We start from the raw sequence: 23,541 nt of genomic DNA on the forward strand, positions 1-23,541 counted from the left end.
GGTCGTGCGGGTGCTTCAGGAAGCGGATGCACGGAATAACAACTCAGTTCCATCCAGCACAACGGTATCGGGCTCGGTCGATGATGGCGACAGGCGCTGGGCGGCGACCGCTGACTTTGGCACCTGTGCGCAGGCCCTACACTGCCGCCCATGCAAGCATTTGATGTGGTGATCGTGGGGGCCGGCGCGGCCGGTCTGTTCTGCGCGGGCGTGGCCGGGCAGCGGGGATTGAAGGTGCTGGTGATCGACCACAGTGACAAAGTGGCCGAGAAGGTGCGCATTTCCGGCGGCGGGCGCGCCAATTTCACCAACCGAGACATCGACGTGCGACAGCCGCACAAGCACTTTCTGAGCGAAAACCCCAACTTCTGCCGCTCGGCCCTCTCACGTTACACACCGGCCGATTTCATTGAACTGGTGCAAAAGCACGGCATCGCCTTCCACGAAAAGCACAAGGGCCAGCTCTTCTGCGACCGCTCGGCGGAAGACCTGATCCAGATGCTGCTGCGCGAATGCGAAGCCGGTGGCGTGCAGCGCTGGCAGCCCTGCGCGATCAAGGCCGTGCGTGTCAACGGCGATGCGATCTACGAGATCGACACCGACCGCGGCACCGTGACCAGCCGTGCTGTGGTGATTGCCACTGGCGGCCTGTCCATCCCCAAGATCGGCGCCACCGACTTCGGCTACCGCATCGCCAGACAGTTCGGATTGCGGCTGGTTGAGCCCCGCCCCGGTCTGGTGCCGCTCACCTTTGACGGCGATGCGTGGGCACCCTATGCAGACTTGGCTGGACTTGCCCTGCCGGTTCAGATTGAGACAGGGGCCAAGAAACAACGCATGGCCTTCCTCGAAGACCTGCTCTTTACCCACCGAGGTCTCTCAGGTCCGGCCATCCTGCAGATTTCCAGCTACTGGCGCGACGGCACACCGATCCGCCTGAACCTGGCACCCGAAGTGAACCTGCCCGAAGCCCTGGCGCGCGCCAAGGCCACGTCGCGCAAGCTGCTCGCCAACGAGCTGGCCCACCTGGTGCCCAGCCGCCTGGCCGACGCCTGGGTGCAGCAAGACGCCGACTGGCAACGCCCGGTGGCCGAAACCACAGACAAAGCCCTGGCACGGCTGACCGAGCGCTTGTCACAGTGGGAAATCACCCCCACCGGCAGCGAAGGCTACAAAAAGGCAGAGGTCACCCTGGGCGGCGTGGACACGCGCGACCTTTCTTCCCAGACCATGGAATCCAGGCAGCCCGGGCTGTATTTCATTGGCGAGGTGGTGGATGTGACCGGCTGGCTGGGCGGCTACAACTTCCAGTGGGCATGGGCCAGTGCACATGCCTGTGCGCAGGCGATCGCTGCATAGGCCCTCTTTTTGCCCCAGTTTCGGCCGCGCAACCCCTTGCCGAAGGCTGCCGAAGGGCTATAATCCAAGGCTTTGCTGGCAAATACCCGTCTGCCAATACTAGTTAACGACGGGACTTTTTGCGGAAATGACGCCCGGGCCCGATCTTCCTGGTCATCCTCTTTCCGCGCAATCTGGATCACTTTCGCCAATGACGACCATCCGTGTAAAAGACAACGAACCCTTCGACGTCGCCCTGCGCCGCTTCAAGCGCACCATCGAAAAACTCGGCCTGCTGACCGATCTGCGCGCCCGCGAGTTCTACGAAAAGCCCACCGCCGAGCGCAAGCGCAAGAAAGCAGCCGCCGTCAAGCGCCACTACAAGCGTGTGCGCTCGATGCAGTTGCCCAAGAAGCTGTACTGATCATTGCTCAGACCAACAAAAAGCCCGCTCGGGACGCCGCAGCGGGCTTTTTGTTGTGCTTTTACACCCTTGTGACAGGAGTGGGTTGGAGCTGCCATGGATATCCTCGCCTTGACCGACCACCTGCTGCGGGGTGCCGTCATGGCCCTGGCCGGGCTGTTGGCCGTGCTGCTCTGGCGCCAACGGCCCAAGGACCCGGCGCCCCGCCTGGCCGTGGTGTTGCTCCTGTGCCTGGTCTTGCAGACCCTGGCCGCAAGCCCGGACCTGGCCGCCAGGATGCCACTGCCTGTGCTGGCCGTCCTGGTGGGTGTGTCGGTGGCCAATGCGGTGCTGTTCTGGGGCCTTTCGCTGGCGATGTTCGATGCCGATTTCCGCCCCGGCCCGGGCCTGCTGGTCGCCTGGGTGGGCGCCTTTGCGCTGGGCGTCTTCAACGTGCTGCTGGGCTGCGAGGGACGCACCGAGTCCTGGGCCATCGCAGCAGCGGCCGTGCAGCGCGTGCTGCCCCTGGTCTGTGCAGCAGGTGCGGTATGGGCCGCAGCGCGCCACTGGCGAGGCGATCTGGTGGAACTGCGGCGCCAGTTGCGCCCCCTCATCATTGCTGCGGGCGCCGGCTACTCGCTGCTGCAACTCACCATGCGGCTGGGCCAACCCCGTGGCGAACTCACAGGCGCCTGGGCGCTGACGGACACCGCCCTGATGGCCGCTGTACTGACGCTGGTGGCCCGGCACATGCTGACACTGTCTCCCGCTCTTGTCTGGTTTGCCCAACCAACACCCCCTGAGCGGGGATCAGCGCCGCAACGCGCCCCAGAGCCCCCACCTGATGCCGACGACGAGCTGGTGGCGCAGCGCCTGCACCGCGCCATGCACATAGACCACATTTACCGCGAAGGCGATCTGAACATCGCCGCGCTGGCCGACCGGTTGAACTGCCCGGAATACCGCTTGCGCCGCGTGATCCGGGAGCGCCTGGGCCACGGCCACTTCACGAGCTTTCTCAACAGCCACCGCATTGCAGAAGCGCAGACCATGTTGACCGACCCCGTCCGGCGCAAGGAACCGGTGCTGGCCATCGCCATGGCCGTGGGCTTTCAGTCCATAGGGCCATTCAACCGCGCCTTCAAAGCCGCCACGGGTTGCACGCCCACGGAATTCCGCAGTCAGCGACTGGCCGATTCCTGAAATCGGCTGGCCGCCAACGGTTGCTTTCAGCTTTCGGCGAGACGCGCCGACCTTGCATGGCGATCCTCTGCCTCGCCGGTGGCCTTCGCCACTGCAAGGAAACCCGGATCATGCTTCGCCCGCATCTTTTTCAACGCATTCACTGTCACCGTTTCAATCTGCACCGGTTCACACACGGCTTGACCGCCTGCGCCCTGGCACTGGGTCTGAGCCAGGCTGTGGCCGGCACCGGCTTCACCCGGCTCGCCACGGACGCCAGCCCGGTGACCGTGCTCTACCCCAGCGACGCGCCCGAGCAACCCATTCGCACCGGCTGGATGCACACACCTTTGGCACAAGATGGCCCGCCAGCTCAAGGTAACGGCCGACTGGTGGTGATCTCGCACGGATCGGGTGGCGGCCCCTGGGTGCACCTGGACCTGGCGCGCCGACTGGTGGCGGCCGGTTTCGTGGTGGCCTTTCCCCAACACCATCGCGATCACAGCGGCGACAGCAGCGACCCGGGCCCCAACAGCTGGTCGCTTAGACCCGACGAAGTGCGCCAAGCGATCGACGCGGTGCTGGCCGACGGCCGCTGGGGCGGTCTGGACGCCAGGCGGGTGGGGCTGTACGGAGGGTCCGCCGGTGGGCACACGGCGCTGAGCCTGGCCGGTGGCCGGTGGTCGCCGGCGCGGTTTGAGCGCCATTGCAACGAGCACCTCGACGAAGACTTCGCAGCCTGCTCAGGCCTTTACGTCTCCTTGAAGGGCAATGGGCTTGATGGGCTCAAGCGTTGGGGCGTGCGCCGGGTGATCCAGTGGCGTTTTGCCAGCGATGAACGTCTGCGCGAAGATCACGACCCGCGCATCGGTGCCATTGTGGCAGCGGTGCCGTTCGCTGCCGACTTCGACCCCGATTCCCTCCAGCAACCGCGTGTGCCGCTGGGCCTGGTGAACGCCTTGCAGGATCGCTGGCTGAAACCCCGATTCCACGGTCTGCGGGTGGCACAGGCATGCGTTCCCTGCGAAGACCTGGGCACGCTGCCGGACGCTGGACACAGTGCCATGCTTTCTCCCCTGCCACCGCTGGGGAACAACCCGTTGGGCGATCTGCTCAGCGATCCGTCGGGTTTCGATCGCGAGCACGAACTTCCGCAGGTAGACGCCCGCATCGTGGCCTTCTTTCAACGCCACCTGCTGCCTTGAAGCCCGTGTCAATCCCACCGGCTTCAGGCTCCAGCCAGGCGTTGCGCCAGCGCCTGCGCCGCCTCGCGCAAGGCGGCCTCGAAGTCGCTGCGCAGGGGGTGCGCATCACGCCAGCGTGGTGTCATCACCGCCACCTGAAAGGGAATGGCCGCCGTGAGCGGGCGCACCACCAGCCCATCGCCCGCCATGGCCAGTGCCGTCAGGGGATTGACGATGCCCAGGCCCAGCCCCTCGCGCACCAGCGCACAGACCGACACCGCGCTGGCTGTTTCCAGCCGCAATTCGCGCCGCACGCTGGCACCTTCGAACAAGTCATCGATCTGCAGGCGGTAAGGATCGGCCGGCGACAGGCTGATGAAGGGCTGTCCTTCGAAGTCGGTGGGGTCCAGTCGGGTGCGAGCGCACAGCGGGTGCGATGCTGGCAGCACCGCCACCTCGTCGGCCACCATCAGCGACTGCCAGTCGCATGCGCTGGGCGGATCGCGCCGTTCGCTCAGCCCTAGGTCAAATCGCTGTTCAGACATCGCCGCCTCCAGTTGCGGCGAGTCCAGCGGCAACAGACTCACCGCCGCTTCGACCTGACGACCAACGAACCGGCGAATCGCGTCTGGCAAAAGGGCATGGGCCAATGCAGGAAGGCAGGCCACCTGCAACCGGCCATGGGCATAGCTGCGCAATGCCAGGGCGGTGGCCGCGATACGATCCAGCCCCAGGTACGACAAGCGCACCTCCTCCATCAACGCCAGCGCCCGTGCCGTGGGCTGAAGGCGGCCCTTGCGGCGGTCGAACAGCACCAAACCCAGCACCTGTTCCAGACGTGCGATTTCGCGGCTCACCGTGGGCTGAGAGCTGTGCAGCAGTTCGGCAGCGTGCGTGACGTGCCCTGCCTGCATCACGGCGCGAAACACCTCGATCTGACGATGGGTCAATTTCATATCCAGAATGAATACAGTTTCAACAACAAAGCATTTTGCAACATGGGCGTAAAAGCGCATCATCCGGCACATGAACCCCTTTGACCCCGTCACCCTCACCCGCTTGGCTCAGGAGCACGGCACCCCCCTGTGGGTGTACGACGCGCCCACCATCCGGGAGCGCATCGCCGACCTGCGCGCGTTTGACTCCATTCGTTTTGCTCAAAAGGCCAACGCCAACACCCACCTGCTGCGCCTCATGCGCGAACAAGGCGTGGTGGTGGACGCGGTCTCGCGCGGCGAGATCGAGCGCGCGCTGGCCGCTGGCTACACATCCACCCCAGCAGCCTGCGGCGCCAGCGGCATCGTCTTCACCGCCGATCTCTTCGACCACGCCACGCTTGACACGGTGGTGCGCCACAACGTGCCCGTGAACGCGGGATCCACAGACATGCTCGACCAGTTGGGAGCGCGCTCACCCCGCCACCGTGTGTGGCTGCGCATCAACCCCGGCTTTGGCCACGGCCACAGCAACAAGACCAACACCGGCGGCGAACACAGCAAGCACGGCATCTGGCACACCGAACTCCCCCGGGCCCTGGCCGCCATCCAGCGCCATGGGCTGCACCTGGTGGGCCTGCACATGCACATCGGCTCTGGCGTGGACTACGTCCATCTGCAGCAGGTGTGCGCGGCCATGGTGACACTGGTGAAAGACAGCGGTTGCACGCTGGAAGCCATCTCGGCCGGTGGCGGCCTGTCCATTCCCTACCGAGAAGGGGAAGCGCACATCGACACCGCGCACTACTTCAGCCTGTGGGACGCAGCACGGCGCGACATCGCCACCCACCTGAAGCGCGACGTGCACCTGGAGATCGAACCCGGCCGGTACCTGGTGGCCGAATCCGGTGTGTTGCTGGCCGAGGTGCGGGCCACCAAGTGGCAAGGCGACCAGCACTTCACACTGGTCGACGCCGGTTTCTCCGACTTGATGCGCCCGGCCATGTACGGTGCCTTTCACGGCATGAGCCTGTTGGCACCGGACGTCGGGCGGCGGCCATTGCGGCACACCGTGGTGGCCGGACCGCTGTGTGAATCGGGCGACGTGTTCACACAGGAAGAAGGCGGCGTGGTTCTGACCCGCGAACTGCCCGAGGCACACGTGGGTGATCTGCTGGTGCTGCACGATGCGGGTGCCTATGGCGCATCCATGTCCAGCAACTACAACAGCCGCCCGCTTGCCGCAGAAGTGCTGGTGGATGGTTCGCATGCGAGGCTGATCCGGCGGCGCCAGCGGTTGGATGAGTTGTTGGAACTCGAAAAGGTATAGGGTCTCCCCCCTGCGCCGCTGACGCGGCTTCCCCCCTCCGTGGCGCGCCTGAAGGCGCTTCGAGGGGGGACGGCATCTTGGGCCGGCAAAGCCGTCCCGTGCTGCCCCTGGATGGGAGCCCCTCTCGCCGGAGGGCGTGTCGTCTCGGAACCGCAAAGCCGGTTCCTCGGGTGCCCTGGTCTGAGTCCCCGCACGCCTACTCCCTTGCGCGACAATTGGCGGTTCATCTGAACATTCAACGGATTTGCACCATGAGTCTCAAAGCACAGATCACTGAAGACATGAAAAACGCCATGCGCGCCAAAGACACGGAGCGTCTGGGTGCCATCCGCATGTTGACCGCTGCCATGAAGCAGAAGGAAGTGGACGAACGTGTGGAACTGGACGATGCGATGGTGGTGGCCATCGTGGACAAGCTGGTGAAGCAGCGCAAGGACTCCATCGCCGCGTTTGAACAGGCAGACCGCCAGGATCTGGCCGACAAGGAAAAGGCCGAAATGGCTGTGTTGCAGGCTTATCTTCCGGCGCGCCTGTCCGCTGAAGAAGTGGCGGTCGAAGTGCGTGCCATCGTTGCCACGCTGGACGCTGAACTCGGGCGCCCTGCCGGCCCGGCCGACATGGGCAAGCTCATGGCCGCTGCGAAAGCCAGCCTGGCCGGCAAGGCCGACATGGGACAGGTGTCTGCAGCCGTCAAGGCTGCACTGGCCCGCTGATGCGGCAGCAGGCGCGCCGAGAATGTCTCATGGACGGGTCGACTTTCTCGATCATCCCTCGCAACGATTGATGACGTCGTGCGGATGAAGAAACCCGTTATCGCCTGTGGCCAGGACATCACGGGACGCAAAACTTCGACCAGCGTGCACCCACTACCCGGCTGAACCGGTTCCCCAGTAACCTTGATCGGCGCTTCTCCGTGTGTGTGGTGGCAATATGCAGAGCAAACAAGGAGCATTTGTGGACTTCCCGATCAAGAAAACCGATGCCGAGTGGCGCGCGATCCTGGCGGCCAAAGGGGCCGAGCCTGTGGCCTTCGAGGTCACGCGGCAGGCACATACCGAACGCCCGTTCACCGGAAAATATGAAACCGTCTGGGCTGATGGCAGCTACCACTGCGTCTGCTGTGGCAACCATCTGTTCAACGCCGGTACCAAGTTCGATGCGGGTTGCGGCTGGCCCAGTTTCTGGAACGCGGTACCCGGTGCCATCACCGAAATCACCGACCGCAGCCATGGCATGGTGCGGGTGGAAACCGTGTGCAGCCAGTGTGGTGCGCATCTCGGTCATGTGTTTGAAGACGGCCCTGCGCCCAGCGGTTTGCGCTACTGCATGAACTCCGCCTCGCTGGAGCACACCCCGACGGTCGACGAAGGCTGACGCAGCGGGTCAGAGGCTTGTCGTCCAGGCCACGAACGCGCCGATGCCGGTGCCCAGCGCGAGCCCGGCGATCACATCTGAAGGGAAATGTGCACCGGCATACACCCGGGCCCAGCCGGTGGCCAGTGTGATCGCGAGCACGCCGCCCAGCACCCACGCCGGTGCCCCCAGATGCAGCAAGAAACCGAACACACACCCCATCACGGTGGCGTGCGTGCTGGGAAAGCCGGCGCGCAAACTGTGGTTGAGGTGGTTCGGGCTCAGCCCCACGGCAAAGGGGCGCGCCGATTGCCAGCGAGCCGACGTTTTCTTGCTCAGCACCTGCACCGCGCCTCCGGTCAGCACGGCGTGAAAGGCCACGCTGAGTGCGTCCATGCCCTGGAAGGCCCAAAGCGCCAGTACCGCCGTGAGCGGCACCCAGCTCCAGTGCGAAATGCCCTTGGCCACAGCCAGCCAGCCCGGCGACACGGCATGCCCGGCGCCCATCCAGGCAAAAATCCGGGCGTCGTGTCGGCGCCAGGTGGGCAGGCTTTCCGGGGTCGAGGCGTGAGAAGCAGGGATGGGCATGGGGTGTGGAGATGGCAAGTGGGCGCTTGCGCGAAAAGCGCCGCCGCATGGTACACGAGGGATTTCAGCCTTCTGGCCGAGGCGGAATGGCGCTTTCAGGCACGGCACGCAATAGAGATTGCTCAAGGGTGACGTCCCTCGGCACCGGCGATGCCTGAGCTAGCGCCATCCAGACGTGCAACGGCAAGCGGGGCATGGCCCGCCGGGGGGCCTCCCGCAGCACATCCAGGCGGTCCTCCCGGGCCACCATCACGCCGCATTCGGACGGAATATCGTCAGGCCCGCCCACGGGACGCCCCCGCGCGTCGAGCCCCAGCACGTACCAGCAAGCGCCGGCCATGGCAAGGTAAGCGGCGCGCTTGGCCGGCCTTTTCAGATCGCCCAGCAGATCGGCGCGGCTGACCTTGATCTCGTGCACCACCGGTTCCAGGTAGGCCTCGACCGTGCTGCGCCGGATCGAGAACACATCGGGGCAGGCCATGCACCAGGTGTGGTCGGGCGTTGTCTGCAGGGTTTCGGCTTCGTGTTCAAAAACACTCGCCTGCAATGGCGCGTCGGACGGCACCCCCGCAACTGTGCCGTCTGCTGGCGCGTCCTGCAGCAATGCCCGAGGCAGTGGCACGCGCAACGCAAGTCCGCGCCAGGCGAGTCGCCCTGCTCTCGCCATGGCCACCGCCACCTTTACCACCAGCGCTTCATGCGGACTGCGCGCCGCCTGATTGCGGGCAAAGGCTTGGGCAAGCGTCCGGACGCCGGCATCGGTCAGTCGCAGGGTTTCATGGCCTTCAGCCGAGCGCTGGCGCTGCACATGCCCGGTGGCAATCAACTCCACCTCCAGCGAGTCCTGGCAGGGCCAACCTGCGGAGCGGTAAATCTCGCGAAGGCGCTGGTGGTGGCGCCGGTTCAAGGTGGGCAGGATCGGATCCATGAGCTGACTATATATCCAGTACCATCCATGGCACCATGCCAGTGGCACCAACCGACGAACTGCTGCCCATGCCCGACGGCGCTGACGCGCCCCTGGGCGAAGTGGCGGTGCGAACCCTGTGCGATTTCGCCGCCCGCAACGGTGATCTGGACCTGCGCTTTTCAGCTTCACCCAGCGGCCAGGAAGGTGTGGCCGGTCACAACACGGTGGCCGCCCGGCGCGGCCCGGCTTACCAGCGTGAACTGCCCTTGTCTGCGACCTGGCGGGGTCTGCGCGTACAGGGCCGTGCCGACGGCTTCGACAACCAGGCGGGGCGACTTGAAGAGATCAAAACCCACCGCGGCGACCCGGCCCGCATCAAGCCCTCACAACAGGCATTGCACTGGGCGCAGGTCCGGGTGTATGGCTGGATGCTCTGCGACCAGCTCGGCCTGACCGAACTCGACATCGCGCTGGTGTATTTCCACATCGACACCGGGGTAGAGACGCCACTGCTGCAGCGCCACCAGTCTGACGATCTTCGCGCTCACTTCGAGGGCCTGTGTGAACGGTACATCGCCTGGGCGCGCAGCGAGTCGCTACACCGCTTCCAGCGAGACACAGCCTTGCGCGCCCTGGCGTTCCCGTTCCCATCCTTTCGGGCCGGCCAGCGCCCGCTGGCCGAAGCGGTGTACCGCCACCACGGTGCGGCACGCACGCTGTTGGCGCAGGCCCCCACCGGCATCGGCAAGACCGTGGCCACGCTTTTTGCGGCGCTCAAGGCAGCACCCGCCGCGAACACCGATCAATTGCTCTATCTGACCGCAAAAACCACCGGGCGAGCTCTGGCGCTGGACGGCCTGCGCCGCCTGGGTATGGCTGTCTCCGGCGCCACGGTGCGCGTGCTCGAACGCGTGGCGCGCGACAAAGCCTGCGAGCACACCGACAAGGCCTGCCATGGCGAGTCCTGCCCACTGGCACGTGGCTTTCACGATCGCCTTCCCGCCGCCCGGGAGAATGCGGCCCGCACCGGCTGGCTCGACCAGACCAGCTTGCGCGACGTCGCCCTGCGGCACCAGGTGTGCCCATACCACCTGGGCCAGGAAATGCTGCGCTGGAGCGACGTGGTGGTTGGCGATTACAACCACTTTTTCGACCTCCATGCGCACGCCTGGGCGCTTGCCGTGGACGAAGGCCGCCGGGTGGCCCTGCTGGTGGACGAAGCGCACAACCTGATCGAACGCGCACGCCAGATGTATTCGGCTGAACTGCATCCCGCCACCCTGGCCGCACTGCGCCTGAGTCCGCCGGCAGGGCTGGGTGCGTCACTGGACCGCCTGCACCGGGCCTGGGGAACTGTGGCCATCGCTTCTGGCGCTGAACACGCACTGCTCGATGAGCTGCCCGAAGGATGGGTCACCGCCCTGCAACTGCACAGCACCGACCTGACCGAGCACCTGGCCCGCGCCGATGACGCCGCGCACCCGGTCGATCCACGCGTGCAGGCCTGGTTGTTCGAGGTGCTGGGGTTTCTGCGTTTGGCAGAAAACTTTGCCGACCACTCCCTGGTGGAACTCACGCGCACACCCCTTACCGGGCGGGCGCGCAAGCCCCGCGCGGCGATCGCCATCCGCAACCTGGTGCCCGGCCCGATGCTCGCCGCGCGCTGGAGCGCAGCGCAAGCGGTCACCCTGTTCTCTGCCACGCTCACGCCCATGAACTACGTGACGGACCTGTTGGGCCTGCCCAGCGATACCACCCGGCTCGATGTGCCCTCGCCCTTCTCCACCGAGCAGCTCGCCGTGCGCGTGGCACCGCACATTTCCACCCGCTGGCGCGACCGCGCCGGCTCGCTCGATGAGCTGGTGATGGCGATCGCCACGCAATACCAGCACACGCCGGGGAACTACCTCGCCTTCTTCAGCAGCTTTGACTACCTGCAGCAGGCACTGGCACGCTTGCAGTCGCTGCACCCAACGCTTCCGGTCTGGGCACAGTCACGCGCCATGAACGAGCCGGAGCGTGAAGCCTTCATAGCGCGCTTCACCGAAGCCGGGCAAGGCGTCGGCTTTGCGGTGCTGGGTGGTGCCTTTGGTGAAGGCATCGATCTGCCCGGCCGGCGCCTGGTGGGTGCCTTCATTGCCACGCTGGGCCTGCCGCAGGTGAACCCGCTCAACGAACGCCTCCGCCAACGGCTGCAGCGCCGGTTCGGACGGGGCTACGACTACGCCTACCAGTTCCCCGGGCTGCAAAAAGTCGTGCAAGCAGCGGGTCGGGTGATCCGCAGCGAAGATGACCGCGGCGTGGTGTTGCTGCTGGACGACCGCTTTGCACGAGGGGACGTGCGCCGACTGCTTCCTGCGTGGTGGCATGTTGAAACCATGCCGAGCTCACTGTAGGCCATGCTCGCCGGGCAGCTGACCGTCAGGCGGAACGGTCAGCAAACAGCCGGCTCGCCAGGATGTCCGCGGGCATGAGGGTGGTGAGGTCATCGCGCGTGAGCGCACGGTCACGGTCCACAAACAGGCGGCTGGCCTGACGCAGCCGTGCGCGATCCAGCGCGTTGCGCACGCTGCGCGCATTCGCAAAGTGCGGCAGCGGGATGCGGCGCTGAACGTAACTTTCAAAAGCTTCGCGCGCGCCTTCGCCGAAGCGGTAGTTCATTGTGCCCAGCATGCGGTCGGCGATGTCCAGCAGCTCTCCCTGGTCGTAATCAGGGAAGTCGAGGTGGTGCGCGATACGCGACGACAAACCGGGGTTGGACTTGAAGAAGGTGTCCATGCGGTCTTTGTAGCCCGCCACGATGACGACCAGGTCGTCACGCTGGTTTTCCATCACCTGCAACAGGATCTCGATGGCTTCCTGGCCATAGTCTCGTTCGTTCTCGGGGCGATACAGATAGTAGGCCTCGTCGATAAACAGCACGCCGCCCATGGCCTTCTTGAGCACTTCTTTGGTCTTGGGTGCCGTGTGACCGATGTACTGGCCCACCAGGTCGTCGCGTGTGACGCTCACCACATGGCCCTTTCGCACATAACCCAGCCGGTGCAGGATTTCCGCCATGCGCATGGCCACCGTGGTCTTGCCGGTGCCGGGGTTACCGGTGAAGCTCATGTGCAGCGACGGCGTTTGCGCCTGCAGGCCCAGATTGAGCCGCAGCTTGTCGACCACCAGCAGCGCCGCAATGTCGCGGATGCGCGCCTTCACCGGCGCCAGCCCGATGAGGTCGCGGTCCAGCTCGTCCATGACCGCCTCGACCTGGCTCTGCGACAGTACCTCGTTGACGGTGCGTGCCGCTTTGTCAGGCGCGGCAGCTGGAGCCGGTGCGGCCGAGTCAAGAGCTGCGCCTGGGATGTGGTAACTCGGTGCATTCATGGCAAGCCTCCGGAGCGAGCTGTCTTCATCCAGAGATGCCGCGGAACCGGCTTTGCCGGGCCGCTGGCATCGCCCCCTTGAGGGGGAGCGCCGCAGGCGCGCGGGGGTGTCCTCAAGAATACCTTTCGGACTCGGGCGTGTCGGTGGCGTAGCTGTGCACCGTGTAGCGAATGGAGCGGCCTCCGACCTCTTGCCGCGAGAGGCCGAAGCCCGGCTCGGTGGCAGGCCGGTTCACGATGAAGCTCATCACGATCGACTCGGTGTTGCGCGTCGAGTCAAAAGCCATCATGCGGATGTAGTGGTTGGGGAACGTCTTGCGGCAGGCGTGCAACTCCACCATCACGCCGGCGGCGTCGTTCAGATCGAACATCGGGTTGCCGAACATTTCCCAGTAGGTGTTGCGCGGGTGTGGATCATCGGTGTATTCGACGCTCCAGGCGTAACCTTTCTTCAGACCGTATTCAATCTGCATCACGATCTCGGCGTCGGTGAGGTCGGGGAGAAAGCTGAACTGGCCCTGCGTCAGGCGGCCGGTGGGGTTGGTCATCATGGTGGTTTCTCCTTAGGCTACCGATGGCGTAATGGCGTAGTCCGACGTGTCGGTGCTGGTGTAGTTGAAGCTGATCTCGCCCCAGGTGTCGAGCGCGGCCTTCAGCGGGCTGCAACCCTCTGCGGCTTTGCGCAGGATGCTCGGGCCTTCTTCCAGGATGTTCTTGCCCTCATTGCGCGCCTTCACGATGCATTCCAGCGCCACGCGGTTCGCCACCGCACCGGCCTGAATGCCCTGAGGGTGACCGATGGTGCCGCCGCCGAACTGCAGCACCACGTCGTCACCGAAGAGATCGATCAGCTGATGCATCTGGCCGGCGTGGATGCCGCCCGAGGCCACCGGCATCACCTTCTTGATGTCGGCCCAGTCCTGCTCGAAGTGATTGCCTCGCGGCAGGTCCACCTTGGTCACGCTGTTGCGGCACACGTCGTAATAGCCCTGCACCGTGAGCGGGTCGCCTTCGAGCTTGCCCACTGCGGTGCCGGCATGGATGTGGTCCACACCCGCCAGCCGCATCCACTTGGCGATCACGCGAAAGCTCACACCATGGTTCTTCTGGCGCGTGTAGGTGCCGTGGCCAGCGCGGTGCAGGTGCAGAATCATGTCGTTCTTGCGCGCCCAGTTGCTCATGCTCTGGATCGCCGTGTAGCCGATCACGAGGTCGATCATCACGATCACGCTGCCCAGTTCCTTCGCAAAGTCGGCTCGCTCGTACATGTCCTCCATCGTTGCGCCGGTCACGTTCAGGTAGCTGCCCTTGACCTCGCCGGTGGCAGCGCTCGCCTTGTTCACCGCGTCCATCACGTACAGGAAACGGTCGCGCCAGTGCATGAATGGCTGCGAGTTGATGTTCTCGTCGTCCTTCATGAAGTCCAGCCCACCCTTGAGACCTTCGTACACCACGCGACCGTAGTTTCGACCCGACAGGCCCAGTTTGGGTTTGGTGGTGGCCCCTAGCAGCGGACGACCGAACTTGTCCAGGCGCTCGCGTTCGACCACCAGCCCGGTGGGCGGGCCCTTGAAGGTCTTGACGTAGGCCACAGGAATTCGGATGTCTTCCAGCCGCGCGGCCTTCAGCGGTTTGAAGCTGAACACGTTGCCGATCAGGCTGGCGGTCATGTTGGCGATCGAGCCTTCTTCGAACAGGATCAGGTCGTAGGCCACCCAGGCGAAGTACTCACCTGGGCGCCCCGGCACCGGCTCGACCTTGTAAGCCTTGGCGCGGTAGCTGTCGCAGGCGGTCAAACGGTCCGTCCAGACCACCGTCCAGGTGGCCGTGCTGGATTCACCAGCCACCGCTGCTGCGGCCTCCACCGGGTCCACGCCGTCCTGCGGGGTGATCCGGAACAGGCACAGCGTATCGGTATCCTTGATCTGGTAGTCGGGCACCCAGTAGCCCATCTGGCGGTACTTGAGCACGCCGGCGCTGTAGCGCTTTTTGGCATCGGTGATGATGCTGCTGGTGGAATCGGTCACGTCGTCTCCTCTGGGGTGGGTTGTGAAACAGGTGGGATGGAGGAACTATAGAAACGACTTCAGATAAGGTAAATTCAAGTTTGATACCAATTCAATTAATATTTACTGAATTGAAATGCACGCCGAGTGGCAACGGACAGCCAACGACGAGAACGAAATCAGGTGACGTGGCGCATGCATACGCTTCGTCCTGCTGGACCAGCGGCGCCTTGAGCGCCGACCCGTCCCGTTTCCGGACCCATCCCAAGCACATGCAGGCGCATCCCCTGAATATGTGAAACAGCGGGGTTCGCTCCCATCGAGTGAGGATGTGAGCGTTTGACTGCCGTCCCAGAATTGCCATGGCAGGGTCTCCGCCGCTCTGCACGCCCCTTCAGAGCGGACCCAAGGAGACGGACCATGGCCACAGACAAAAGGCCTGCACCCGGTAACCCGGACGCTGCCAGCGCGACGGACGAACGCGAGGGACTGAGCAACGCCAGCGTGTCCATCGATACCGCCATGCTGTCCCGGCGCTTCCTGCCCAGCATCGATCTGATCGACACCAACGAAAGAGAGCTGGCAAGCCTGAGCGACGACAACAAGCAGCGCCTGTTGGCCACCCGTGTGAGCGACGTCACCCACTTCAGGGTAGGGCTCGGCACCTTGCACGAGCATGCCAAGATCGCTCGCGAGCTGTTGCCTGAAGTGCGCGCGCTGCCCAGCCAGGTGCGAGGCATGCTGCTCAACCCGGACCGCAGTCCGGCGCCGCGTGTGAGCGTGCAGCCCACCTTGCCGCACCAGAGCTCGCCCCTGGGGCGCGGTGTGCTGACCGACGAGCTGGGCGTGTTCACGCTGGCCCTGCCCCCTGTGACCGAGGCGCAGCGAAAACAGTGGCTGGCCGAAGGCCTGGGGTTGCGCATCACTGGCGCAGACAACGCCACCGCCAGCGTGGTCGCCGTTCTGCCCGGCCAGGGCCGGCAGGCCCTGGGCGAACTGGTCATGTCTCGCGCGCTGCGCCCCTTGCCGCAAGGCATCATCGGCGCGCTGATCGATCTGGTGGAAGACCTGCCCGGCGTGACCGCTGGCAAGGACGTCGGTGGGCACCCGATCCCCACCGTCAAGGTGCAACTGGGCCACGACGCCTGCGGCATCACCTTCGAGCAGGACACCGCCGTGCGCCGCTTTCCCTACAAGATGCTGGTTCGCCTGATCGAACCCCGCACCACCACCGTCAACCGCGTGTTCATTCCACGGTTGCCTGGTACCACGGGCGCACCACCGACCACCGCACTGGCCATGATGGTCCCGGACTGGAACCCCTCGCTGACACTGGCACTGGGTGCTTCCACCACGCGCTTTGTCGAACGCCTGCCGGTGGACAAACCGATCAGCGTCGACGGCTTCCGGGACCAGCTCATCGGCGTACGGGGCAATACCATTGGCGCGGAACGCACCGTACCCATGGCCGGCACGCTGGGACTGGGCTATGTGCTCAATCTGGCACAGGTATGGAAGTTCCAGGGCCTTGCGCTGGGCAACCTGCTGTACTCCCTGCCACTGGCTCCCGGTGAGCAGCAGCGCATCGCCATCTCCGAACGCGTGGCCAGCGCTTCGGTGCGCGAAATAGAGCAACTCGACATCGCTGAACGACAGCATTCCTCGCTGCGCGAGGACGCGTCGTCACAGGCCGTGTTTTCCTCGGCTTTCGAAGAACATGTGGCGGCCTCATCAAGCTACCGCAACGAGGCGCGTTCGTCCAGCTGGGGCGTGGCGGGTGGTATCGGCGCCATTCTGGGCCCGGTGGCCATCGGCATCGGGGCCGGGGGTGGCGGCGGCAAAAGCAGCAACAACGGCAGCACCCGCAGCGCACTGGATGGCGCACGCAGCTACACCAGCACCGCCGCCGAAGACATGCATCGCAGCGTGGAGCGACAGGCCTCGGCACGCCGCAGTGCACAGCGCTCGTCGATCCGTCTGGCCACCGAGACCGATCGCGAAACGGTGACCACCAAGGTCATCACCAACCACAACAAGGCCCATGCACTGACCATGCAGTACTGGGAGGTGCTGCGCAAGTTCATCAGCACCACCGAGGTCGAAGGCGTCAATCTGGTGTGTTTCGTTCCGCTGGACGTGGTGCGATTCCTGCCGGCCGGGCAGCAACTGGAGCTCACGAACACAGCGGGCGTGGACACGCGCAGCGAGGTGCTTGCCCGCTACGCATTGATGCACCGCCACAGCGATGTGATCCAGCCCAGCCTGCCGCAACGCCACCGCGAGGGCTTGCGACTTCTGGAAGACTTCGCCGCCAATCCGCGATCGAACGTCAACATCGCTGGACCGGCAGCACAAACCATGGTGTTTTCCTTGCGGGGTCGCTTCATACCCTACGAGCGCTTGTCGGTGCGCGTGCTGCTGCGCGGCGGCAGGCAACTGGGGCCAGTGCAACTCGATTCACCCCTGACCGTGATTCCGGGCAAGCAGTTCGGCACGCAGATCGAGTTCGTGGGTGAGCTGCGGCGATTGCGGGAAGAGGGACCGATGGTGGGCATGACCGGCTCATTGCTGATTCCGGATTCGGTGGACCCAAGCGAGATCATCGCCTTTGAGATCCGGCGCTGGTTCGACACCCTGAACTACCCGCTGGACCCCGCCAAGAACCCGCAGTACCAGGCCCTGCTCGCAATCCAGAACCTGTTGCCGGGTTTCAATCCCGCCTCTATCGAAACCTCGGTTCGCCTCACGCCGGCCCAGCTTGAAGCCGAAATTGGAGGGCCAATGGTCACGACGTTTCGTGCCTTGCCCAACGGGGTGGCACCATCGCGCGCCGCCGATGGCCTGAGCAGCCTGGTCGAGCTTCCACCCGGGGGACTGCCGATTGCCGCCGTCGAAACCAACCCCAGCCTGAGTTTTCGCGACCTCATGAAAATCGAACGTACGCTGCAGCATGTGGTGCGCCATACGCTGGTCTATTCCAAGGCTGTGTGGTCATCGCTCACGCCTGAAGAGCGCGTGGTGATGCTGGAGGGTTACACCATCGGCCTTCCGGCCAGCGGACTGGACGCCGACGGCATGACCGACCCGAGCCAGCACGTGCCCTTGCTCAACTGCATCTGCAACCAGGTACTGGGTTACTACGGCAACTGCATGGTGATGCCCTTCTCCATCCCCGCTTCGCTGGCGGTGGCGCTTGCAGGCGATCCCGATGCCGAAGATGCCGAAGACCGTGAGCCGCTCACCACTGCGTCGGTGCAGGATGCACTGACCCAGTTCCACCGCGAGGCCTTTTCGCCACCCCAATCGCACTTCACCTTGCCCACCCGTGGCGTGCTGGGTGAAGCCGTCCTCGGGAACTGCTCCGCAGCAGAAAAGATCGATCTCACCCGCTTCTGGAACTGGCAGGACTCACCCGCAGACGAGGCCACAGCCATCGGCAACGTGGGATTTCGAACCAACAACCTCGCGGGCCTGAGCGCCGCTTCTGCCCTGGCTGCGACACCCACCATCGTGAACAATGTGGCGGGTGATGGCGGCAGCAATGGACTGGGAGCCCTCGCCCAGGCCCTGGCCACTGGCGGCGCCGCAGCGCAAGGCTTCTCCACCGACTTCCTGGGTCACAGCGTGCTCACAGCCCTGGGCGGCAAGACCATCGACAGCGCCGAGGCGGCACGCAAGGACGCACTGGCATCGGCCACCCAGATGGCCGACAAGGCACTGGCTGCGAGCGTGGACGTGTTCAAGTCGAAGACGGCAGCAGAAAAAGCGTCAGACGAAAAGAAGGCGGCTTCGTCACCTGTCGATGCGGCGCTCAAGGACCTCAAGGAAAACGCGCCGTCCTACCTGATCGCCGCCGGCAATACCGGCGACCCCACCAAGGCCTTGCTGTTTGCCGCCAGCAAGATTGGTGCGCTCACCGGTGGCGCCGGCCTGCCCAAAGACAAAGCCGAGCTGCTGCTGGCCGCCTACGACAAGAAGGAAGGCGGCAACCGAACACCGGCGAGCACCGCCTGGCTCACCGCCCTTGGCCTGATCTGAGGAGAACACCATGCCCGAGACCCAACCCGCTGCATCTGCGGCCACAGCCAGCGACCAGGCGTTCACCAGCATGATGGACGTGCTGATCGAAATCATGCGTTCGGGGGTGCGCCCCGACGTGCTCGAAGCCCAGCGCATCCTGCTGCAGCGACTGGCGCACCAGGGCGACGTGTTCCCCGCACGCATACCGGCACCGCTCAACATCACCGAGATCGGGGGTTACCTGAATCTGCTGGAGCGTGCCGGCCTGCACGAGACCCGCGCTTCTGCCGTGGCCAGTGCCCTGGGGGTGGCCGCGCCACCGCCGCAAAGCGTGTCCCTGATCGGCTCAACGCCAGTGGGCTTTGTCGACATCGGCAATGACCGGCCACCCGGCCCTGCACACCCCAGCGTGCTTCCCACGCTCCATGTGCGCGCCGACTTTGCCACGCCGCTGATGGAGGCGCGCGCTCAAGTGCAAGCCCTTGGATGCCAATTGCCACTTCGCGCGCCTCGCCCCGCCCTTCCCGCCAACCTCCCGGGGGCCGAGCCGACCGGTCTGGACGAATCACTCTTGATGGGTGTGCTCGGGCGACGGCTGGCAGTCTTTCCTGGCAACGTGCTGCACGATCCGACCGTGGACGCCGTGGTCATCGCGCGGCCTGAGTCGCCCGATACCGAACCCTTCCGGGCCGTGGCGCGGGAACTGGGTGAAGGGGCGCTGGTGCCAGAGGCCCGCTGGGTGGCCCTGCGCGCGTCAAGCACTGCTGTGGCCATTGATCCCGCAGAGGACCGCCGGTATGTGGATCTGGCCCCTTTTCTCTCGCAGGCCGGCTGGATCCATCCTTCACCCCTGGCGCTGCCGACATCGCTGGGCCAGGCAGGAACGCTGACGCAATGGATCAACCTCACAGGCCTGATCGCGGGTGAAACGCTGCTGGGCGACGAACTCGCGCTGCTCTACCCGCCGGCGATGATCGCGCGCTCTGCGCTGGCGGCTTTCATTGGCTGGCGCTGGAACGGTGATCGATTTGCCGCGCCCGCCTGAGATGGCATCCCACAAGGGGTCTGTGGTTCAGGTGGTGGCAGCGTCTTCGGACTCGTCGCCTTCTTGCAGGATCGCTGAAATCAGCACCTGGTCGATGCGACGGCCGTCCAGAACCAGCACCTCAAAGCGCCACCCCGCGCAGTCCACCTGCTGATGCAGGTCGAGCAGATCACCGGCCACCGTCTGCATCAGGCCGGCCACCGTGTTGTACCGGCCCTTGTCTTCATCTGGCAGTTCATCGATGGCCAGGCGGGACTTGAGTTCGGCCACAGGCATCGCGCCGTCGACCAGCCAGGCCCCGTCCTCGCGTTGGGTGGCCCAGGCATCGACCGATGCCTGTGGTGAAAGTTCACCCGTGATGGCCTCCAGCATGTCCAGCGGCGTGAGCAGCCCCTGCACCACGCCGTACTCGTCCACCACCAGGGCCATACGGGTGGAACGTTCGCGGAACTGTTCCAGCAACTCCATGCCGCTGAGGGTCTCGGGCACGAACACCGCTGGCTGCACATGTTCGCGAATGGCCCCGTTCACGCCATCGGCCTGCAACGACAGCAAGTGCGGCAAATGGATCACGCCCACCACATCGTCAAGGCCTCCTCGGCAAACCGGGTACCAGGAATGGCCCGTGGTCCAGGCCTTCTGCACGGCAATGTCGATGGTGTCCTGTGCATCGAGCCACTTGATTTCCGAATGCGGCACCATGATGGAAGTGAGCTGCCGGTCATCGAGCAGGAACACATTTCGCACCATCTGGTGCTCGTGCTCCTCAATGATGCCGGCGTCCACACCGTGCTCCAGGTGCGCCTGCAGCTCCGCTTCGGTCACGTCCTTGGGGGACTCTGAAGGAATGCGCAGCAGGCGCAGCACCAGATTGGTGGAAAGGGCCAGCAAGGCCACAAAAGGTTTGGCCGCGGTGGCCAGAAACAGCACGGGGCGTGCCATCCATCGTGCGATCTGCTCGGGTGCACTCTGACCGATGCGCTTGGAGACGAGTTCACCGAACACGATGGTGATGTAGGTCACGCCAATCACCACCACGGCCGTACCCAGGGCATTGGCGACCCCTGTCGACATGCCCCAGCGCTCGAAGGTGAGACTCAGTCCGGCGCCAAACGCACCTTCGCCCACGATGCCGTTGAGCAGGGCAATCGTGGTATTGCCCATCTGGATGGTGGAGAAAAACTGGGTGGGGTTGTCCTGCAGCCGCATCACGGCCACGGCGCCCTTGTCTCCGCTGGCCGCCAGCGTTTCGATCCGAACGCGACGACTGGACACCACAGCGATTTCCGTCATGGAAAAGACACCGCTGAGCAAGGTCAAAAAGGCAATCAGCAATATGTCCATAATTTGTGGATGGCACTTTACATGATCGGCGACGTGCAGGGCTGCGACGAGGCCTTGGGGCAACTGCTGGAAAAGGTCGGGTTCTCGCGCAGCAGGGACACGCTCTACCTGCTGGGGGATCTGGTCAACCGGGGGCCACTATCGCTGGCGGTGCTGCGCCGCCTGACCGCACTGGAAGGTTCGGCACACTGCCTTCTGGGCAACCATGACCTGCATCTGCTCGCCACCGCCCAGGGCGTGCGCAAGCCGCACCGCAGCGACACCGTGGGCGACATTCTGAGCGCGCCGGATCGCGGCGCATTGCTCGACTGGTTGCGCGCCCGTCCCATGGCCATGTTCGAACACGGCTGGCTGATGGTGCACGCCGGCGTGCTGCCGCAGTGGGATGTCGCGCTGACGCTGCAGCTGGCTGGTGAACTGGAAGCCGTGTTGCGAAGCCCGGACTGGGTGGACTTCCTGCACCACATGTACGGTAACGAGCCCTCGCAGTGGCAGGACGATCTTGCAGGGGCTGAACGCTTGAGGGTGGTGGTCAATGCCCTGACGCGGCTTCGTTTCTGTTCGGCGCAGGGCGTCATGGAGTTTGACAGCAAGGACAGCGCAGCCACTGCGCCTGAGGGATACATGCCCTGGTTCGACGTCCCGGAACGCCGGACCAGAGGGGTGTCGGTGGCTTTCGGGCACTGGTCCACGCTGCAAGGCGCAGGATCCGCAGGCGTGCTGCCGCTGGACACCGGCTGTGTGTGGGGAGGTAGCCTGACAGCAGCCCGCATCTCATCGCCTGGCAAGGTCAGCGAGATCATCTCTATGCCCTGTGCACAGACTTGTAAACCTGGCATGAACTGAGGCAATGCAACGCCTTCGACGCGCGCTGCCAGAGGGATTCAGCGCTCGCTCTGTTCGATGGCGGGATGCTGCTGCGGCTCCTCCGCCACTGCGGGCTCTGGCGGCGCTGCTTGCACCTCGGCACGCTTGAACAGGGCGGGGACCTTCTTGCGGCTCTTGATGTTGGGAGAGGCGCTGCGCGCCGCTGGCCGCTGGGATTGCTCCCACGATGGCGGCTGGGCATCCGCTGCGATGGTCGGCTCGTAGGGCTTGTCAAACAAGGGATCTGCGGGCGGGCGTGGTGCTCTCGGAGCACGTGGCGGTGGCGCTTCACTGCGCGGTGCTCGCGCTTCTCGCGCCGGTCGCTCGCTGCCTTCGCCCTGCTGCCATGCACGCTGCCCATCGTTGAAGTGGCCAGCTGGACGGCGGTCGGCTTCGAGCTCCAGGGCTTCAAGTTCGAGCTTCTTGCCCAGCAGCTTTTCAAGATCCCCCATGAGCCGGGCATCTCGCCCACTCACAAATGACACCGCCAGGCCCGACGCACCTGCGCGACCGGTGCGGCCGATGCGGTGCACATAATCTTCGGCGTTGAATGGAATGTCGAAGTTGAACACCGCAGGCACATCCTTGATGTCCAGGCCGCGCGCGGCCACATCGGTGCACACCAGCAGGTCGACCGCGCCGGACTTGAATGCGTCGAGGGCTTTCAGGCGTTCATCCTGGCTTTTGTCACCGTGCAGTGCGGTGGTGTTGAGGCCTTCACGCTCCAGCGAGCGGGCCAGGCGCGCGCAACCCAGCTTGCTGTTGACAAACACGAAGGCCTGCTTGAGGCCGCGATCGCGAAGGATCTGCTTGAGCACGGCGCGTTTGTCGTCGTCGTCCACGCGGTAGAAGTGCTGCTCCACGGTGGAGGCTGTGGCATTGGAGCGCGCGACCTCGATGGTCACCGGGTCTTGCAGGTAGCTGTTGGCCAGCCGCTTGATTTCAGGTGAGAACGTGGCCGAGAACAGCAGCGTGGTGCGCTGCTTGGGCAGATACGAGAGGATGCGCTGCAGATCGGGCAGAAAGCCGATATCGAGCATGCGGTCGGCTTCGTCGAGCACCACGTACTCGACCTGGTTGAGCACACAGTTCTTGGCCTCGATGTGGTCCAGCAGGCGCCCTGGCGTGGCCACCAGCACCTCCACGCCCTTCTTCAGTTCGGCGGTCTGAGGTTTCATGTCCATGCCACCGAACACCACCATGCTGCGCAGGTTGGTGTACTTGGCGTAGAGCTTCACCTGCTCGGCCACCTGATCAGCCAGTTCACGCGTGGGCAGCAGCACCAGCGCACGCACCGGGTGGCGTGCGGGCGACGTGGAACTGTTGTCGTGCTTCATCATGCGCTGCAGCAGCGGCAGTGTGAAGGCGGCGGTCTTGCCGGTGCCGGTCTGGGCTGCGCCCATCACGTCACGGCCTTGCAGCACCACGGGAATCGCTTGCGCCTGAATCGGCGTCATGTTCTCGTAGCCCATTTCGGCCACGGCCTTCTCAAGCAAGGGAGAGAGGGAAAGTTCGGAGAAAGATTGGGTCATTGGCTTCAAAGTTAGCCCGTTATTGTCTCACTTTGACGATTTTTCGCTGAAAAGCGCTCTAAATGACTCAAGCAGAACCGCCCCGGTCGCATTGGAATCGTCTCCGTCCGGCCACAGCCTGGGCGGCGAGTCA

General features: G+C 64.7%; 19 protein-coding genes. 11 read left to right on the forward strand and 8 right to left on the reverse strand.

Translation table 11 applies throughout. The annotated features are described in order from the left end of the window. Positions 1-150: 150 nt before the first annotated feature. The 4 genes from Q7V46_RS00620 (at position 151) to Q7V46_RS00635 (ending at position 4,128) form a co-directional block, all read left to right on the forward strand. Positions 151-1,359, forward strand: coding sequence for an NAD(P)/FAD-dependent oxidoreductase (locus tag Q7V46_RS00620; RefSeq protein ID WP_304911560.1), 1,209 nt, complete (start codon positions 151-153; stop codon positions 1,357-1,359). Between the two features lie 190 nt (positions 1,360-1,549). After that, the gene (gene rpsU / locus Q7V46_RS00625) at positions 1,550-1,762 is read left to right on the forward strand and encodes a 30S ribosomal protein S21 (RefSeq protein WP_056273869.1); all 213 of its coding nucleotides are present in this window, start codon (positions 1,550-1,552) and stop codon (positions 1,760-1,762) included. Between the two features lie 96 nt (positions 1,763-1,858). Beyond that, complete coding sequence (locus Q7V46_RS00630; protein ID WP_304911561.1) at positions 1,859-2,944, forward strand: AraC family transcriptional regulator; 1,086 nt, start codon at positions 1,859-1,861, stop codon at positions 2,942-2,944. A gap of 110 nt (positions 2,945-3,054) precedes the next feature. Continuing rightward, on the forward strand, positions 3,055-4,128 hold the full coding sequence (locus Q7V46_RS00635; protein WP_304911562.1) for a dienelactone hydrolase: 1,074 nt from the start codon (positions 3,055-3,057) through the stop codon (positions 4,126-4,128). Between the two features lie 23 nt (positions 4,129-4,151). On the opposite strand, the gene Q7V46_RS00640 is transcribed toward Q7V46_RS00635, so the two are convergent. Beyond that, positions 4,152-5,063 carry a LysR family transcriptional regulator gene (locus Q7V46_RS00640; RefSeq protein WP_304911563.1) on the reverse strand — a complete coding sequence of 304 codons (912 nt, stop codon included), beginning with the start codon at positions 5,061-5,063 and terminating at the stop codon, positions 4,152-4,154. Between the two features lie 70 nt (positions 5,064-5,133). Between Q7V46_RS00640 and lysA the strand changes: the two genes are divergently transcribed. The 3 genes from lysA to msrB all read left to right on the forward strand — a co-directional run bounded on the left by lysA (position 5,134) and on the right by msrB (position 7,746). Next, positions 5,134-6,372 (forward strand): diaminopimelate decarboxylase, encoded by a 1,239-nt coding sequence (gene lysA / locus Q7V46_RS00645; RefSeq protein WP_304911564.1) that lies wholly within the window; start codon positions 5,134-5,136, stop codon positions 6,370-6,372. Between the two features lie 251 nt (positions 6,373-6,623). Beyond that, the gene (locus tag Q7V46_RS00650; protein WP_304911565.1) at positions 6,624-7,085 is read left to right on the forward strand and encodes a GatB/YqeY domain-containing protein; all 462 of its coding nucleotides are present in this window, start codon (positions 6,624-6,626) and stop codon (positions 7,083-7,085) included. Between the two features lie 241 nt (positions 7,086-7,326). After that, positions 7,327-7,746, forward strand: coding sequence for a peptide-methionine (R)-S-oxide reductase MsrB (gene msrB, locus Q7V46_RS00655; protein WP_304911613.1), 420 nt, complete (start codon positions 7,327-7,329; stop codon positions 7,744-7,746). A 9-nt stretch (positions 7,747-7,755) separates the two neighbouring features. On the opposite strand, the gene Q7V46_RS00660 is transcribed toward msrB, so the two are convergent. Together Q7V46_RS00660 and Q7V46_RS00665 are read right to left on the reverse strand one after the other, a co-directional pair. Continuing rightward, positions 7,756-8,313 (reverse strand): phosphatase PAP2 family protein, encoded by a 558-nt coding sequence (locus tag Q7V46_RS00660; protein WP_304911566.1) that lies wholly within the window; start codon positions 8,311-8,313, stop codon positions 7,756-7,758. 64 nt (positions 8,314-8,377) lie between these two features. Continuing rightward, on the reverse strand, positions 8,378-9,241 hold the full coding sequence (locus tag Q7V46_RS00665; RefSeq protein ID WP_304911567.1) for a hypothetical protein: 864 nt from the start codon (positions 9,239-9,241) through the stop codon (positions 8,378-8,380). A gap of 35 nt (positions 9,242-9,276) precedes the next feature. Here Q7V46_RS00665 and Q7V46_RS00670 point away from each other — a divergent pair, with 35 nt between their 5' ends. Next, positions 9,277-11,619 carry an ATP-dependent DNA helicase gene (locus tag Q7V46_RS00670; RefSeq protein ID WP_304911568.1) on the forward strand — a complete coding sequence of 781 codons (2,343 nt, stop codon included), beginning with the start codon at positions 9,277-9,279 and terminating at the stop codon, positions 11,617-11,619. Positions 11,620-11,644: 25 nt separating this feature from the next. On the opposite strand, the gene cbbX is transcribed toward Q7V46_RS00670, so the two are convergent. The 3 genes from cbbX to Q7V46_RS00685 all read right to left on the reverse strand — a co-directional run bounded on the left by cbbX (position 11,645) and on the right by Q7V46_RS00685 (position 14,621). Then, a complete protein-coding gene (gene cbbX, locus Q7V46_RS00675; RefSeq protein WP_304911569.1) occupies positions 11,645-12,595 on the reverse strand; it encodes a CbbX protein in 951 nt (316 codons plus the stop codon). Positions 12,596-12,707: 112 nt separating this feature from the next. Beyond that, the gene (locus Q7V46_RS00680; protein ID WP_304911570.1) at positions 12,708-13,145 is read right to left on the reverse strand and encodes a ribulose bisphosphate carboxylase small subunit; all 438 of its coding nucleotides are present in this window, start codon (positions 13,143-13,145) and stop codon (positions 12,708-12,710) included. A gap of 12 nt (positions 13,146-13,157) precedes the next feature. Further along, positions 13,158-14,621 carry a form I ribulose bisphosphate carboxylase large subunit gene (locus Q7V46_RS00685; RefSeq protein WP_304911571.1) on the reverse strand — a complete coding sequence of 488 codons (1,464 nt, stop codon included), beginning with the start codon at positions 14,619-14,621 and terminating at the stop codon, positions 13,158-13,160. 399 nt (positions 14,622-15,020) lie between these two features. Here Q7V46_RS00685 and Q7V46_RS00690 point away from each other — a divergent pair, with 399 nt between their 5' ends. Then, positions 15,021-18,638 (forward strand): hypothetical protein, encoded by a 3,618-nt coding sequence (locus Q7V46_RS00690; protein WP_304911572.1) that lies wholly within the window; start codon positions 15,021-15,023, stop codon positions 18,636-18,638. Between the two features lie 10 nt (positions 18,639-18,648). Continuing rightward, positions 18,649-19,665 carry a hypothetical protein gene (locus Q7V46_RS00695; protein WP_304911573.1) on the forward strand — a complete coding sequence of 339 codons (1,017 nt, stop codon included), beginning with the start codon at positions 18,649-18,651 and terminating at the stop codon, positions 19,663-19,665. A 27-nt stretch (positions 19,666-19,692) separates the two neighbouring features. Here the strand turns inward: Q7V46_RS00695 and Q7V46_RS00700 are convergent, their stop codons facing one another. Beyond that, positions 19,693-21,009, reverse strand: a complete 1,317-nt coding sequence (locus Q7V46_RS00700; protein WP_304911574.1) for a hemolysin family protein — start codon at positions 21,007-21,009, stop codon at positions 19,693-19,695. A gap of 9 nt (positions 21,010-21,018) precedes the next feature. On the opposite strand from Q7V46_RS00700, the gene Q7V46_RS00705 reads away from it, so the two are divergent. After that, the gene (locus Q7V46_RS00705) at positions 21,019-21,855 is read left to right on the forward strand and encodes a symmetrical bis(5'-nucleosyl)-tetraphosphatase (RefSeq protein ID WP_304911575.1); all 837 of its coding nucleotides are present in this window, start codon (positions 21,019-21,021) and stop codon (positions 21,853-21,855) included. 38 nt (positions 21,856-21,893) lie between these two features. On the opposite strand, the gene Q7V46_RS00710 is transcribed toward Q7V46_RS00705, so the two are convergent. Further along, positions 21,894-23,408 (reverse strand): DEAD/DEAH box helicase, encoded by a 1,515-nt coding sequence (locus Q7V46_RS00710; RefSeq protein ID WP_304911576.1) that lies wholly within the window; start codon positions 23,406-23,408, stop codon positions 21,894-21,896. Positions 23,409-23,541: the final 133 nt, after the last annotated feature.

The organism is Hydrogenophaga sp. (assembly GCF_030651625.1).
GTDB lineage: Bacteria > Pseudomonadota > Gammaproteobacteria > Burkholderiales > Burkholderiaceae_C > Hydrogenophaga.